Annotated in this window: 15 protein-coding genes; all 15 read right to left on the bottom strand. The window is 37.4% G+C overall.

What is annotated here, in order from left to right; genetic code table 11:
- Nucleotides 1-327: 327 nt before the first annotated feature.
- On the bottom strand, nt 328-2520 hold the full coding sequence (locus tag BUF11_RS01900) for an ABC transporter permease (protein WP_073587109.1): 2193 nt from the start codon (nt 2518-2520) through the stop codon (nt 328-330).
- Nucleotides 2521-2525: 5 nt separating this feature from the next.
- Nucleotides 2526-3209, bottom strand: coding sequence for an ABC transporter ATP-binding protein (locus BUF11_RS01895; protein ID WP_073587108.1), 684 nt, complete (start codon nt 3207-3209; stop codon nt 2526-2528).
- 65 nt (nt 3210-3274) lie between these two features.
- On the bottom strand, nt 3275-4456 hold the full coding sequence (locus BUF11_RS01890) for a sensor histidine kinase (protein ID WP_084558405.1): 1182 nt from the start codon (nt 4454-4456) through the stop codon (nt 3275-3277).
- On the bottom strand, nt 4456-5124 hold the full coding sequence (locus BUF11_RS01885) for a response regulator transcription factor (RefSeq protein ID WP_073587865.1): 669 nt from the start codon (nt 5122-5124) through the stop codon (nt 4456-4458). The genes BUF11_RS01890 and BUF11_RS01885 overlap by 1 nt, the downstream gene beginning before the upstream one ends.
- 315 nt (nt 5125-5439) lie before the next feature.
- Nucleotides 5440-6345: a hypothetical protein gene (locus BUF11_RS01880; protein ID WP_073587106.1), complete on the bottom strand. Its 906-nt coding sequence runs from the start codon at nt 6343-6345 to the stop codon at nt 5440-5442.
- Nucleotides 6346-6541: 196 nt separating this feature from the next.
- Entirely contained in the window at nt 6542-8518 is a 1977-nt protein-coding gene (locus BUF11_RS01875; RefSeq protein WP_073587105.1) for a fructose-1,6-bisphosphatase, read from the bottom strand.
- 489 nt (nt 8519-9007) lie between these two features.
- On the bottom strand, nt 9008-9670 hold the full coding sequence (locus tag BUF11_RS01870) for an HAD family hydrolase (RefSeq protein ID WP_242952326.1): 663 nt from the start codon (nt 9668-9670) through the stop codon (nt 9008-9010).
- Between the two features lie 19 nt (nt 9671-9689).
- Complete coding sequence (locus BUF11_RS01865) at nt 9690-10103, bottom strand: cupin (RefSeq protein WP_073587104.1); 414 nt, start codon at nt 10101-10103, stop codon at nt 9690-9692.
- 25 nt (nt 10104-10128) lie between these two features.
- Nucleotides 10129-11016, bottom strand: coding sequence for a fructoselysine 6-kinase (locus BUF11_RS01860; protein WP_073587103.1), 888 nt, complete (start codon nt 11014-11016; stop codon nt 10129-10131).
- A 33-nt stretch (nt 11017-11049) separates the two neighbouring features.
- Nucleotides 11050-12039 carry an SIS domain-containing protein gene (locus BUF11_RS01855; protein WP_073587102.1) on the bottom strand — a complete coding sequence of 330 codons (990 nt, stop codon included), beginning with the start codon at nt 12037-12039 and terminating at the stop codon, nt 11050-11052.
- A gap of 73 nt (nt 12040-12112) precedes the next feature.
- Nucleotides 12113-12901 (bottom strand): PfkB family carbohydrate kinase, encoded by a 789-nt coding sequence (locus BUF11_RS01850; RefSeq protein WP_073587101.1) that lies wholly within the window; start codon nt 12899-12901, stop codon nt 12113-12115.
- A 3-nt stretch (nt 12902-12904) separates the two neighbouring features.
- Entirely contained in the window at nt 12905-13345 is a 441-nt protein-coding gene (locus BUF11_RS01845; protein ID WP_073587100.1) for a secondary thiamine-phosphate synthase enzyme YjbQ, read from the bottom strand.
- 4 nt (nt 13346-13349) lie between these two features.
- Nucleotides 13350-14201, bottom strand: coding sequence for an amidohydrolase family protein (locus tag BUF11_RS01840; RefSeq protein WP_073587099.1), 852 nt, complete (start codon nt 14199-14201; stop codon nt 13350-13352).
- A gap of 87 nt (nt 14202-14288) precedes the next feature.
- A complete protein-coding gene (locus tag BUF11_RS01835) occupies nt 14289-15104 on the bottom strand; it encodes a sugar phosphate isomerase/epimerase family protein (RefSeq protein ID WP_073587098.1) in 816 nt (271 codons plus the stop codon).
- A gap of 109 nt (nt 15105-15213) precedes the next feature.
- Entirely contained in the window at nt 15214-16533 is a 1320-nt protein-coding gene (locus BUF11_RS01830) for an anaerobic C4-dicarboxylate transporter family protein (protein WP_073587097.1), read from the bottom strand.
- Nucleotides 16534-16677 lie beyond the last annotated feature (144 nt).

Here is a 16677-nt window from a genome sequence, read left to right as displayed (position 1 = left end):
CTTTACATCACACAACATCGGTCAAGAGCAGCGCAAATAGATATGTATTTCTTATCATATATGTTCCGGAACAATGAACCTTTACCATATCTATTTTCTACCATGGCATAATAATTTACAGGAAGCACTTTATTGCGCCTATGCAAATCACATGTTTTACTGAAAATATTATCCATGTAAGTATCCTCCTTGTAGTGTTTTTAGAAGTATAACACTTTATTCATACAATGTCAATATGTTTAGTATGCATTAAGAAGCAGCCTCCCGTTTTTGCCGGTGAGGCTGCTTTTTAATTGAATCTTTCAATACAAATGTTAACCTTATATTTTATGACAATATATCATTTTTCAACGTTTCAATGATATTATTCCTATAAATCTTTCTTCCCCCGATGTAATATGCCAACGCTACACAGCCCATAATCATACATGCAAATATAAAAAGCGGAACAATTGGCATGCTTTCCAAAAATTCCATGGGATTTATGTAGCTTGCCGCGGCTGCAAATATAACAAAAACAATAGTCAAAGGAACCGTAATCACAATAGGTTTACCGCCTATGATAAGAGCCTCTATGCATAATATTTTCTTAATTCCCCGGGGAGAAAGGCCAACGGAAACATAGCGGGAAAATTCCCGTTTTCTTTGGTATATATATCCCAATGTATTTGAAAACACATTTGCCAATCCTATAATAGCCAAGAGGCCGCATAGTCCGCCCATAATTAAAATATATCCCTTTTTTATCTCTTCATTAAACTGCTTTTCTTCTGCACGATTTTCGATTTCATAATTTTTTCCACTCAATAATTGTTCTATTTCTGTCTGAACAGACCAGATAGCAGCATCTGTTGCCGTTTGTACATTAATATATGTTTCCTGTGATTCTACACTCATGTTTGCCAGCATATTCTGCCATGTACTTGCAGACATAACTTGAACTAAGGCGTAATTCGCATACTCCTCTCTTAATACGGGTAATTCATCCGTATAGGCTAAAACCGGTATTTTTACCATATAATCATTTCTATCCTTATTTTGAAATAAGGAAAAACCGGTGTTATCCTGCTCTTTAATAAAAGGTATATATTTTTTATAACGGAAATTGCTATGGATGTTATCCCAGATACGATTGATGGTAACCATTCCCCACTCTGAACCACCATCATTTACTCCTATACTTTCGCAGTAATTCTTAAAACTCGTATCATCCAGGATTACAATTGGTACTTTTACCTGGTATTTACTGTCTTTAACAGATACGTCAGAGCCTGCTGCCTCTGAAATACTTCCCAGCGCTTGTAGTTCATCACTAAGCATGCCTTCTGTTAACCATGTATAGGCAAGTGCCTTTTGATAAACACAGCAGCTCTTTGCTTTATTTAAAGTATCAATATCTAAGGTGCCTTCAATATCATTAATATTCTGATCTTTTACTGTCACCATGATATCCCATGCATCTTTGTATCTTTCAAAATAGGTATACTTTGTACTAATTCCCGACAGTGTGATAGAACAAAGAAAGATACTGAATGCAAAAAAAGAAAGTGTCAATGATAGTGTTGCTGTACGAAGTGCTTTTCTTCTCACATACAGGGATTTCCCTGCTAACTCTCCCTCAATTCCAAAAAGAAGAGAAACAAGAAGGAATTTCTTTACTTTTTTTACAGAATTCTGTTCTTCTTCTCCTTTGATTGCCTGCAACGGACTCACCTTACTTAAATTTCTTGCCGGCAGCCATGCGGAACATAAAATTGTAAGCATGGAAACAATAAATGTAATCAGAAATAGACCAATATGATAATTAAATTCTGCATTTTCGCCGCGATAGGCACCAGCTATTCCATTAGCTAGCCGAATGGCTCCAAAGCATAATCCTGCTCCGCACCCTATACCAACGATAATGGGTAAAAGGCATAATCCCAATGCTTCCTGCAATAAACAAGTCTTTATCTGCCCTGGTGCTGCGCCAATACTTTGCAAGATTCCCAATTGATGGAGCCTGGACTGCATAGATACCAAAAAAGCATTTCTGATAATCAGAATTAAAGAAATACATGCAGCAACCATAACAAATACATAAAATGCAAGTAACATAGGCGGATGTTCATTATCCGGAGCAAATATAAAATACTCTGACAACAACATATCATGATACTGAATAACTGATGCATCTACTTCAATCAATCTTGCAATCTTAGGCATATCTTCATAGGTACTTCTTATTTCATAAAAATAGACTAAAGTTTCCATGCCATTTTCTGTTTGCGTTGTTATTACATTTTTTACATTAGCGTTACTTTGGATGCTCTCAATCTCTTTTTCCGAAATGCTTCCGATGATTTTTGCCTGCCAGTCTCCTTCTTTGGCCACAATCTGATTAATATTATCAATCCACATATTGTAGAAAACACTGGTAATAAGCGACAAGAACATAGCTGATATAAGCGCTGCCACCATAAGAGAAACACTAGTGATTTTGTTATTTTTTATATAGCTGATAGAATACTCTTTCCACATGCTTATTACCTCCTTCTATTCTCATCGGAGATAATCCTGCCATCTTCAAAAGTGATAATGCGGTCTGCTTCTAATGCAAGCTTCTCATCATGAGTAACCATAACTATCGTTTGCTTGAGATTTTTGTTGGACAATTTTAACATCTCAATAATCTCCCTGGAATTCTTCTGATCCAGATTCCCGGTTGGTTCATCTGCCAAAAGTAATGCGGGCCGATAAAGCAATGAACGGGCAATAGCAGTTCTTTGCTGCTGCCCTCCTGATAACTGGCTTGGAAGGCAGTTTAACTTATCCTGGATTCCTAATGATACTACAACCTGGTCAAAATACTCTTCATCAGGCTTTTTCTTATCCAAAAGCATTGGCATTATAATATTCCGTCTTACTGTAAGTGTGGGAATCAGATTGTAAAACTGATAAATCAATCCCACTTTTCTGCGCCGAAAGATTGCTGCTGATGTCGGGTTCAATGTTGACAAATCCGTATCCTCTACAAATACTTTTCCTTCTGTTGGCTGATCAACACCGCCCAGCAAATGTAAGAGGGTCGATTTTCCTGAACCAGAGGCTCCTATTACTGCTACAAACTCTCCCTTTTCAATACACAAATTCACATGGTCTAATGCTGTAACCTGGTTATCCCCAGTTCCATATACCTTTGTAAGGCCCGCACATTTAAGAATTTCCACAAAAATACCCCCTCACGATATTCTAAATATTAGTTAGCAGCATCATATCATAGAAAAGTGACATCTTAGTGACAGTAGAAGCGGACTGCAAAACATGCACCGCCTGCCGGCAAATTTTTTGCTTCAACACATCCGTTTTGCATTGCAATCAACGATTTTGCCAGAGCAAGCCCTATACCAATCCCGCCCTCCTTCGCCCTGCCACCCCGATAGAATCGTTCAAAAATATGCGGAAGATCCTGCTCTGCAAAACCTGCTCCATCATCCCATACTTTTATTTCCGTATAAATAGGATTTTGTATGTATTCGATTGTAATCCCGTTTTTCGCATATTCCATACAATTTTTAATCAGGTTTGTAAAGGCTTCTATTGACCACTCTTTATCACCCATATATGACACTGCTCCTCTATTCTCCAGTTTGATTTCAAGAGCTTTCGCTATGGGTAATTCCTCTAATCCTTCCACTGATAACCTCAGTATGGTATAGACATCGACATTCTCCTTTTCCAATTCCAGAACCCCTGCATCAATTCTGGAAAGCAGCAATAAAGCCTCTTCTAACTTAGTTAGCCGCTCGATTTGTTTTTGAAGCTGTTCTACATACTCCTCTTTCCGATCTGCTTTTATTAGTTGTGTCATAAGGGACATGGAAGTGAGCGGTGTTTTCATCTGATGTGCAATATTTGCAAGGTTGTCCGCATAATTTTTTTTTGCTGCAACAGCTTCTTCTCTGGTCTTGTATAGCATAGTCACCGTTTTATAAATCTCATCTTGCAGTCCGGAAAAAGGGTCCTCTTTGTTTGGTAATATCGAAACCTCTCTTCCCATATTCAATCGCTCAAGATACCTTGTAAGAACTTCAATACGCTCTCTTTCATTTTTCTTCACAAGGTAGAATAAAGCAAATACCAAACCTATAGCCAAACTTGCAGCCATAATTACAACAGGGAGCATTTTCTTTAAATACCCAATAGCAAAATCCTTAACTTCGTATCCGTATAAAGACAGATAATTATCTTTATCACTCTGAACTCTATGATAAATATCACTATTTTCTTTTATCATTCTGATGATACTCTGTTCATCATTTGGATACCTGCTTATCAATTTTTGTGCCAAATTCGATAAAATATCATATTGACTATCTGCATAATGTAAAGCCCCTGCTATCATGGCCAATGATCCGGATAACAAGACACATATCAGCATAATACATGCTCCTAACTTAATATCTTTTTTCTCCATTATACATCCTCCATACGATATCCAAAGCTGCGGATTGTTTTTAAATAAGGAGGATTATGTAACTTCTCCCTCAGCCGCTTCATAGTAACCGTCAATGTATTATCATTCACATAATTACCATTCGCATCCCATATCACTTCAAGTAAACCCGTCCTTGTCAGTATGCAGCCTTTGTTTTCTATAAGAAGCTTCAATAATTGATACTCCGTTTGACTTAGCGCTATCTCCTCATCCGAAATAAACACTTTAAGTTTTATTTTGTCTATTGAAATTTCACCACAGGTCACATAATTTTCCGCTATATTGCCTGCACGCCTTAAAATGGCACAAATCCTGGCATATAATACTTCTAAATCAAATGGCTTTATCAGGTAATCATCTGCTCCGCCTTGAAATCCCTGAACAATGTCTTTGGAATCACCCTTTACAGTGAGAAATATAATCGGAAGTTCATTCCATGTCTCTCTGATCCATTTGCATAAATTATATCCACTTCCATCTGTCAGATTCCAGTCTATTAAAACAAGGGATGGTAATTCCGTTTGTAAAACTTTCTTTGTCTGCTCAATCGTTTCAAAAATAATCACATGATATCCCTTATTCTTTAAATACTTCTGCACTGCCGATGCAATTACATAATCATCTTCCACATAATAAAGTTTTATCATAATTTTACCTTTCATCTATGAAACATTATTTCCAAATTTATTATATTTTGAATACGTTAATAATTCAACATGCTCCTGGCTTTTATTGCTGGCTTCGCTCTGTTTACAGGCATAAAAAATGCAGGCTAAAATCCGCAACGGGAGTTTAGTCTGCATTTTAACGTTAAAAGACATGGGTGGAATGTCCTCCTTTAATTTCTTTATTTCTATTATTGTCAATTTCCAGTCCTGAGGCATTTAACCCAACTTAAAAATCCACTTTTTGGCATCAAGCAAATACTGCGCTGTAAAAAGATTTTCTGACTTGATTGCTTACTATAAATTGATATATTCAAATAAAGGAAGCATACAGGATTCATATAGCCCATAACCCATCAAACTGGATTCCGCCATTTTGATATCTATTTTATTAAGCAAATTCGGACAGGTTTCCAATGCCATTCGCAGCTCACGCTTCATAGTTGAACTTGCAGGCTTATGATTTACGCAAATAATTATAAACTCCGGTTTTTTACTTTGGTCAATTTTAATTTTCCTATCAATACTGCCCATCAGTCCCAAACTGACCTTTTGATTAAACTGCTCTGTGACTTCACTATATAAAGATATCATTTTTTCGCTATTGACAAACTTTTCTATATCTATAAAATGTTTAACAATACCTGCGGCACCGGTCATAGCACTGTCACCATACTTTAATTCAAAAAGCGCAAGAGAAGGTGCTTCAACATTTTTACGGGCTGCCGCAGTTGAAGACCATTTTATCCCCACCATATCAAACCGGCTTTTGTTCTCTTGGTTTGCATATTCAATGTCACTAATAAAATAATCGGTATCATTGGCAATGGTTGAACAGTTATTCTCTCTAAGAATAAGTTGCTGAAACTCACGTTCTAACTTCTGGTTTTTACTAAACCAATGATCCATTTCACGTTTTAGAAGCGGAAAAGCAGAAATATAATCCTCTATGCGGGTAAAGCTTGCAAGATCCGGGCTCCTCCACATTCCCTCATTGTTGATGCAGTAATGTTTGTCAAAGTAGAATATGTACCTATCGCCTTCTTGTTTAATAGTAAGCAGATTACCTCCACGATAATATACGTTGATATAGTTATCTCTAAGTTCAAGGCAAAGAGTATCATCTGATTTGACTGTACGAAGCAAGCAATTTAACTCACCAGCTTGTAAGTTGGTAATAAACTTATCATTAAGTTTTCGCATTCTAAAACACCCCATCTTTTATACTGCTGGTATGCACTTCCAGCTGATGTGCTATGTTAAAAATAATTTTTGCTGCCGTAATTCTTATCCGTCTTATGAATCGTGCCGGATATATAACATGTTTTACTTTTAAGGAATCTTTAAACATAGCAATTGCAATCGTTACACCAGATTGCTGATTTTTAATATATACAATCTATTTACTAAACTTCTCCTTTATCCGTCCTTTTCTATAGGCTTCGATTAAATTTTTCAAATCATTTATTGATGATTTTAGTTCCCTTCCGATATCAGTATCTCCTACATGCTTTCGTATTACTTCATTTTCCAAAATTAAAATTGACGAAACAATATCTTTTTCTTCCAAAATTGCCTTCTTTGTATCTTCAAAAGGACTGTGTGAAACTATAAACAAACCATAGGAGTTATTAACTAAAGTATATCCGGCAATCCCGGTCTTTTCCTGATAGGCTTTTGAAAAACCCCCATCTATCACTAATAATTTCCCGTTTGCTTTAATAGGGCTTTCTCCTTTTTTGGTGATTACAGGAACATGACCATTAATGATATGGGATTTTTGAGAATCCAGCCCAAATTCATCAAAAATCATTTGACACATATGCTCATCATTAATTAATGTATAATAAGCATTTTTTAACTCATTGTAGGTTGACTTATCTTCAATGAAATATTTTTGAAAGGTAGTCATCTTATCTTTTCCAAAAAGAGGCGATAAAGGACCTGTCCATAAATACCACATAATATCCATTGAAACTTCTTTTTCTTTTGTCCTTTCCAGTGCGAGATATCCCTCCCTTACAATCGCGTCAAAACGATCTAATAGAGCTTTTCCCTTATATTCCTGTCCGCCTTCCTCAAAGATGAATTTTGCAAAACTGCCGTCTTTATTCAAAGGGATACAGCCATGGTAAAGGAGATTGGAATTATATGATAAATACATGCTGCCTTTCGTAATTAGAAAGTCCATATGTTTTTGCAATCTTTCACTCTTTTTAAAAGAATATTTTAACTTTTCTATCACTTCAATTTCTTCCGGAGTTAATAAATATGGATTTTCTGGATTTACTGTAGGGAAATAACCGCTTTTTAACTGATAGATTGATCCGTCTATTTTTATTGTATTCTCTTTATAATCTATCATCTCCAGAAAAAGCCTGTCATTCATATGGAAGGTCGGATTATTTCGGATTACCGATCCCTCTAATTTAAACTGTATTATTGCAATTGCTTTATGCATTTGTGAAATAAGCCGTATTTCACTTTCTGGCAGCATTTTACCGGATGAGATTTTGGGCTTAAAATCATCACATAAATCACCATTATAAAATTCCATTGCAAAAGTAGCCAAAGGTAACAAATTAATACCATAACCATCTTCTAAAGTGGACAAAGCAGAATAACGTGCACAAATTCGTACGACAGTAGCTATACAGGCTTCATGTCCTGAGGCTGCGCCCATCCATAGGATATCATGATTTCCCCATTGCAAATCAACTGAGTGATAATGATATAATGTTTCCATCACTTTATCAGCACCTGGACCACGGTCAAAAATATCACCAATAATATGTAAATGGTCTATCACCAGCTGCTGAATCAATTCAGACATCGCAACAATGAATTCATTTGCCTTTTCGACACTGATAATCGTATTTATAATCGCATTATAATATTCTTCTTTATCTATCTGTTCCGGTTGTTCATGCAGCAATTCCTCAATAATATAAGCAAATTCCCTGGGAAGCATTTTCCTTACTTTTGACCTTGTGTACTTTGATGAAGTATATTTGCATATTTCAATTAGTCTGTATAATGTAATCCGATACCAGTCCTGTAAATTTTTTTCTTGTTTGCAGACTAACTCAAGTTTTTCTTCGGGATAATAAATAAGTGTTGCCAAACTCTTTATATTTTTTTCCTCAAGAGTCTTCCCATATAGGTCCGTGATTTTTTTTCTGATGACCCCGGATGCATTCTTAAGAACATGGTTAAACGCTTCATCTTCACCATGAATATCGGAAAGGAAATGTTCAGTCCCTTTAGGAAGATTTAAAATAGCCTGTAAGTTAATCATCTCTGTACAAGCCTCATCAATAGTAGGATATAGCTTTGATAATAGTTTCAGATATCTGATTTCCGTTTCACTATTCATATATTTCCCCTCACTTTTAACTACATATGTCTTATTCGTAAACTTAAATATAACTTAGCCCGCCAAAATCTGCCTGAAACAAAATTGGACTTAACCTGGATCTTGTGTAATTGCAATCATCATATAATTTCATCTCCATGGCTCCCTTTAAAACTATCATATTGTATAATCAACATGCGCTTTATGCAATACATCATATAATTTTTTATGTCCTTATTATATAATGTCATTTATAAAATAACATTGGACTATAATATCCGATCATTAGAAATATCAGCAAAAATTAATAACATTTTCCCATTGGTTATGAATAAATTATATTCGATTTTCACAGCTCTTACATACAAGATTTTTAAAACAGCCTAAAAAAATCCTCGAACCGCTTATTTATGATTCGAGGATCCGTTACCATTTATTTAATTAAAAAATTATCTACACCACACACTTTTATCATGCTAATTTGTCATTCTGTTTTATTGATAAAAGATATTACAATATCAGATTCTTTATCTTTTCATTGCATTCCCGGAACGAGTCCACGGAGATATCTGCCTCACTGATATCTTGCTTAATGCCCGAACCGCAATATGCCGCAACAAATGCACCTGCGCTTTTCGCTGCACGTATTCCAGCCGGAGAGTCTTCAAGTACAATACATTCTTCCGGTCCTGCACCAAGTATATCCATAGCCTTTAAATATCCCTGGGGGTCCGGTTTGCTTTTTGTACACATATCACCGCAAATAATCACATCAAATAGTGACATCATATTCATGCGGTTTAACGCGGTAATGATAAGCCGTGTTGAAGTTGAGGTTACTATGCCGGTTTTGATTCCTTTCCTCCGGCACTCTTTAATAAAAGAAACTAATCCCGGCATAGGTTCAATACAACTATTTTCGTATGTATTACCTATCTCTCTGCGTTTATTCATGAATTCCTCTAACGTAACCTGCTTTGACGATTTTGACAGCAAGCCAGCCAATATAGACGGATCATTTTTCCCCATTAAACTACTGCGCTCTTCGTCTGTTAATAAAATACCAAAACAGGCAAGTGCCTGCCTAAGATATTTCGCATTACTTTCTTCAGTATTTACAATAACTCCATCAAAATCAAAAAGAATATATTTTTTATCCATCTTAAGAACCATACCTTTCACAGTATTCCTTTTATTCTGCGAACAGTTTACGTGCATTTGTCTGAATATATCCAACTTCTTCCTTTGAAAGATCACAGAAGTCACTGTTTTTCATTGAGCAATTGGAATCCTGAACATACATCATCTTTGTGTCTTTCTGTGTTATTGAGTAAAACCAGCATTCAGCAGGTACATTATAAACTTTTCCCTTTTCCATTAAAGTTAATTCTATTTTAAATTTGTCACATTCACGCTCTGCGGTAATCAAAATTGCCTTACCGGCAGCAAGGATAAATTGCTCATCCGTAGAATGATGAACTTCTAAATGGGCAATACCCTCTATATCATTGTCCGGCTTCCAATTTTTTATACTTACCAGCCATTTTTCATTTTTGTAAACACATAGAATTCCCTCACTGCTATTTTCATATATATCCGGTTTCATTATTATTTCCTCCATTTATTTTTAATTATACTTCTGTTTTTCCTGCTATCCGGGTACCATATCCAAATGCACCTTCCATGGCACAGACCTTTGCAGAAAATGCTGCGCCTCTGTTCATTGCACAGTTCAAGCGTCCTATCATTTCTTCATCAGTACCTTCTAAAAGCGCTCCCGTTTCTGAGTACTCCAGAAGCGAGCAAAGAAAAGTAGCAAAGTAAGAATCTCCTGCTCCCATAGTATCAATGACATCATCTGCATGAACCGCCAAGGCATAAATAAACTCATTTTTGTAGAGAACGTAAGAACCATCCTCGCCGATTGTTCCAACTACAATGGGAACCCCATAAGCCTGAACCTTTTTCATTTCAGCTTCACGTTTTTCAGCCGTCAAATGTGCACAAGACAGAATAGCTACAGTAATATGCGGACACACTTTAGCAAAGTATTCATCTGTCCATCTGGTTGAAAAATCGTAAGCAATCGGCACACCTGTTTCTTTCAATTCTGCAAGATTTTCTTCAATATAACTGTTTAAATTCGTATAAATAAGGTGAAATTTTTTGATGTATTCAAAGTCTTCCCGTGTAAAATCAAAAGGGTACTCTTTTGCTGCGCCTCCTTTATTGGATCCCAGAAATACGCGGTCATTGTTTTGTAAGGTAACCAGCGCAAATCCATTTTCCCCTTCGAAATGGCGGCAATGACTGTCGTCAATTCCAATCTCCGCTAAGGTTTTCTGTACATATTCTGCAACTTCATCACTTCCATATTTTCCAAGATAGGCAGTATCCATGCCATTCATTTTCGCATAAACACAAGTATTCACACACTGTCCGCCAGGATACATTTTTCCACGGGAAAGATACTTGTCACATACGTTATCTCCAATGGAAATAATTCTACCATTCTTCATTTTTTTCACTCCTACTCTTATTCGATGTCAAAATTAATACTCAACTTTCCACATATAACGGCGGGTAGTTAACGGATGCTCCCGCACTGCGGCCAATGCCTGATTATATACCGGATATACATTATTGAATAGCGAATGGTTGAAATAATCAACCACAGAAGAATCAATTGTGGAAAGTCCAAGATCCTTGGCATCCAGAATTTCGACGCGCTTCGCGTATGTATTTAAAAACTTCAATGCACGCTCATCCAATGCACGGGTCGAGCCTTCTGAAACCTGGATTACAAAGGGAATATTCGCATCTGTTATTTCAAATGGACCGTGAAAATATTCACCGCTGTGAATGCTGCTTGAATTGATCCACTGCATTTCCATGAAGATACAGATACTTTCCATATATGCCGCACCATATCCCGCGCCGCTGGCCATTGTGTAGATCACCTTGTCGTCTTTATGGTTTTCTGCAAATATCAGAGCACGTTTCTCCACATGTTTGCATGCATTTTTTACAATACGGTCAATCATGCCAATCCCCTGCAGGAATTTATCGTAGTTTTCATATCCTTCCGTCTGATTCAGCAGTTCAGCTGCAACAAGCAGTCCGCATATAGCTTTTTCTCCTGCTATATCCTTTTCTTCACCAAAAGCATAGCGCACAATATAATCACCATACTGGATAATTTCAGATTCCTGTAACCAGGTCAGAATAATAACAGCCGCTCCCGCTTCTTTTCCAAGCGCTGCCGCACGGATCGTTTCCGGTGTATTGCCTTTATGGCATGCAAGGCAAATGATAGAATTCCCTCCAAAGTCTTTGGGCATGCTGTGAATAAATTCATTACTGTTTATCCATGCGGACTTGATACCTGCACACTCTCTTTCCATAAAAGTCCTTGCAGGATAGAGAGCCCCCAAAGAACCTCCGCATCCGACAAAATAAAGGGATTTTACTCCGCCTTTGTCTTTCTTCTGTTCCAAAATTTCCTCAATGATTTTCTTAATATTCGTACTTTTGTATTCCATTGTTTCATTCTCCTCTGTCTATTATAACTTCATAACTTTGATTCACTTATTTTTTTAATAAAAAGCATATCTCTTAGATATATGGGTTGAACTGTTGAATAATTTTTGTTGCGCGTTCTTTGCCCCGAAGCATACATTCCGGAATAGTTTCTCCTAAACTGACACCATAGGTAAATGCGGCAATATAAGAATCCCCGGCCCCCACCGTATTAATTACCGGAACATTTTTGGCATTCATTTCATAAAAGCGGTTTCCATCATAAGCAAGGCTTCCATATTCACCAAGCATTGCTATAACACATCCTGTCCCTTTCTGTTTTGTTTCGATCATAAACCTTCTAATATAATCATCATTTTTATCATAGGAAAAGAATGCATAGTCAATATAGGGTAATATAACATCATTACTTTCCATTTCCAGACGCTTTGAAAAATCATAAACCCAAATCTGTCCGGGCTGCTTTAGTATCCTGATATAGCGGTCAATTTTTGCCCAGCGCTCCGCATATACGATGTCAAACTGTTTTACGAATTCCATATCCTCTTCTGAAAGTTCAATCAATTCCATGGCATTACCCTCAAACTGAATATGCTTTTTGTCACCATCAACAATATCCATAGTAGCCATTCCCGTCGGCCGGTCCACCTGCTTAATCACTCGCAGCGAAATCCCGCGTTCTTTCAGCCTTTCTGCCAAAGCCATAGCAAAGACATCATTTCCGAGGATTGTCATTTCCGATACATCCCCGCCCATATCCTTATAATTAAGCGCAAAATCAATACTGTTTCCCGTGAGATAATAACGGTCGAGTTTATAATAGACATCAATACAATTGTCAGCCATTGCAATTGCTTTCTTCATCTTCTATATCTCTCCTTCTCCCATTATATAAATCATAAAGTGCCTGTTTTTAATCCCGTCATATTCGCAAAAATAGATATCTGCAGCATGGCCAAGCTTCAACTTTCCATTCACAACCGGAAATACGCAATGATTACCTGTCAATAGTGATTTTAAATGACCAGGCGCATTTCCTCCAATTGTCCCATAAGTTGGCAAATAGTGATTATGATTATATGGATAATTTTCAGGAGCAAGCCGGTCTAAGGTTTCCATAATGTCCGCTTCCACACATGGGAGGTTTTCATTTACTGTAATTCCTGTTGTCGTATGCTCTGTTATCACAAAAACTACTCCATTTTCAATCTTACTTTCAGCAATGAAGTCTGTTACTTCATCTGTAATCTTAATCATCTCAAATTCCTTATCAGCACAAACCGCAACTTCCTTTAGTTTGAATTCCATTTGCTTATTCCTCCATTCCAAGAAATTTCAGTGCATTTTTGTAATATATTTTCTCGAATGTATTCGAACTAAAATCAAGGCTGTCTAATCCTCTCTTGCTTCGCACCGGGCGGATCCTTGGGGAATCAGAACCAAACATGATCTTATCTGCAATATTATGTTCAACCCAGTACTCACCCATATCTTCTTTAAATACTTTATGATAAATCTGATAAGGACCGTCAAAATTCATTAATGCCGTATTTGCAAATGCATTCGGATATTTGAGCAATAACGCTGCTGTCTCCTGTACCCAGGGCCAGCCAAAATGAGAAAGACAAATATTTATATCCGGATAGTCATAAAGTACATCCTCAAAGTCTGCGGGACGGGAATAACGGGCCAAGGCATTCTTCTCAAAACAGATACCTGCATGAAATATGATTGGTTTGCTATATTTCCTGCAGATTTCGTATAGTTTATATAACTTTTTCTCATAAGGATACATTTGAAGCCTTGCCGTATTAATCGCCAGTCCTTTCAATTGTAATGTATCAAAAGCTCTCTCCAGCTCTGCGCTGGCCTCTTCATTTCGTGGATCCACAGAAGCGAATCCATAAAAAAAGTCCGGGTCATAAGAAACAAGTTCTGCAATCTCATCATTTGATATGGCTGCCGTTCTAGTTTCTGCAGAGCAGTCTTCCGGCAGTAAAAATGCGCGCTGAATATCTGCAAGTGCATATTGTTTTTTCAGTAAATCAATTCCTGACGGACTCATAAGATGATAATTCATCTCGTTACAACGCTGTTCAAACCGTTGTTTGTCTTTGCATATCGGCGAAAACAGCGCCGGATGTATATGCGTATCTATCACCATAACGAAAAGCCTCCCCGCTCTCTTTTTCTGTAAGAAATCCAACTATATATTCTCTTTCAATACTTATTCCATCCGCATATTGAAATGTTATTTCAATTCATCGGTGTTGTTATGCAGCCAGGCAACGGTATCGTCAATTGCTTTATCCGGATCACAATAATAGCGGCGGTCACATATCTCAAAGGAGCATATACCATCATATCCATGTGCTTTCATTGCATCGAAATAATCCTTCATGGGAAAATCGGCATCTCCGGGAACTGTATGGCCACGATCATTAAAATGAATATATTTGAGCCTGCCGCCAAGATTGGTAAAATAATCTGCCACAGTCTCTCCCGCATAAGTCATCTGATCTAAGTCAAGCATCCCAACCACATTAGGCGAACCAATCTCATCAATCATATCAGCTAAATCTCTGCTGGTAATCAGAACGTTTGTAGTTGTAACTTTTAATTCCTCAAGGAGAAGTGTTACATTCTTCTTTTCGCAGTATGCCGCAAGCAGCGCCAAAGATTCACGGCAATTCTTCCAGGCTTCCTCCCGCGGTTTATTAAAATATCCGGATCCGGTACTAATCTGGACATTGGGGCATTCTAAAAATTCTGCGGTATCGATTGCCCTCTGATAATAACGGAGACTCGATTCCCTCGTTATGATATCCTGCGTACAAAAATTAACAGGATATGTACAGTTTTCAGGTGTCATCGCCATAACTTTCAAATGCCGGCGGCGTATTTCTTTATCCAGATCTATCAAGCTGCTAAGCGGATAGTCAAATATATTCAGCTGCGGTGCACAACAATATAAATCTATACTGTCAAAGGGAGAGCTTTCCACCTTATCAAGAAACTTTGCTATGGGATAACGCAGATAATGATAACTCATGGGCGCGAATTTCATCACTAACCTCCTTTTATAGAAAGCAAGACCGCAGCCGAAGCCAATGCCAAAATAACGATTACGGCATCAGCTGCGATCCAACCAAGAGTAAACTAATTGACAATTGTTATTAAAACACAATAGCTCCAAGACCGATAGCAACCAATACAGAAACAACTGTACAAACCAAACCGGGAACCATATAGCTATGATTCAAAACGAATTTTCCGATCTTTGTTGTACCCGCTGAGTCAAATGCAAGAGCAGCAACACACTGACCTGATGCAGGAATAAAATAGTTTGAAGAGCAAGCAATCCATCCGGCAACAATAATATTAGCCGGAAGCCCTAAAGCGATGCCAATGGGCACCATAATCATTGTTGTGGATGACTGGCTTGTTGTAATGGCACCAACAATAAATACCGCAATTATGTAAATCCATGGATACTTATTAGTTAAAGCAGACATGTTGCCAGTAATAAATGAAGCCTGATCTCCAATAAACGTATTTACTAACCAGCAAAGCCCAAATGCTAAAACAACTGCAAACATACCTGTACGGAAAACCGGCTGGTCCAAAATCTTATCACTGTCAAGTCTGCAAGCTATAACCATAATAGCTGCGGCAACGAGCATAAAGATTTCAATTACCGAAGTCATAGGCAAAGCGGAATCATCGGCAAATTTAGGAATAAATGAATTGAATGCACCTAATAAAACAATCACTACCATTGCACTTAAGAAAATAGCCACCGAAATCTTTGCATTTTTTGTGGCAGGTTTCTCTTCAACTGTTTTCTTTGAAAAATCCTCAATAAGTCCGGCAGCAACACGTGCCTGAAACTCCGGATCATCAGCTAACTCTTTGCCCTTTTTAATAACAGAAAATGCCGCTGCAACTGTACCAATTAATGTTGCAGGGACACATACGAGCAGCAAAGTGAAAAGGTTTACCGACGTATACGATGAGTCTGCCATAAAAGCAAGAATTGCAACTGTTGCCGCCGCTATCGGGCATGCTGTGATTGCTTGCTGTGAAGAAACGATTGATGCAGATATCGGACGTTCCGGACGAACACCCGTCTCTATGGAAATCTCATTAATAACCGGAAGCAAGCTGTAAACAATATGGCCGGTACCACACATAAATGTGAATAAATAAGATACAACAGGAGCTAAAACCGTGATCATCTGCGGATTCTTACGAAGAATTTTTTCTGCGATCTTAACCATAAACTCCAGACCTCCGCAAGCCTGCATTGTTGAAGCTGCACAGATTACTGCAATCATAATTAAAATAACTGTAATTGGCGGATCCGAGGGTTTTACATGTAAAACAAAAGTCATAATCAACATGCCAACGCCTCCGGCCATAGCCAGGAAGGTACCCCCCTTGCGAACACCCCAGAAAATTATAGCCAGGACAATAATCAACTCTATCCAGAACATAAATTAACCTCCTCTAATGAGTAATATTTATTTTTTACAAACTTTCTAAAGATGGTGCGCACATCTTTAACCTTAACAATACAAAAGCAATCACATTTTGAAATTTTCACCATTTGTATCTATTTGTATTGCTTTGTATTTAAT

Source organism: Anaerocolumna xylanovorans DSM 12503 (assembly GCF_900143645.1).
GTDB lineage: Bacteria > Bacillota > Clostridia > Lachnospirales > Lachnospiraceae > Anaerocolumna > Anaerocolumna xylanovorans.
Note: the sequence above shows the minus strand (reverse complement) of the source record. Positions and strands in the feature narration are given on the sequence as shown.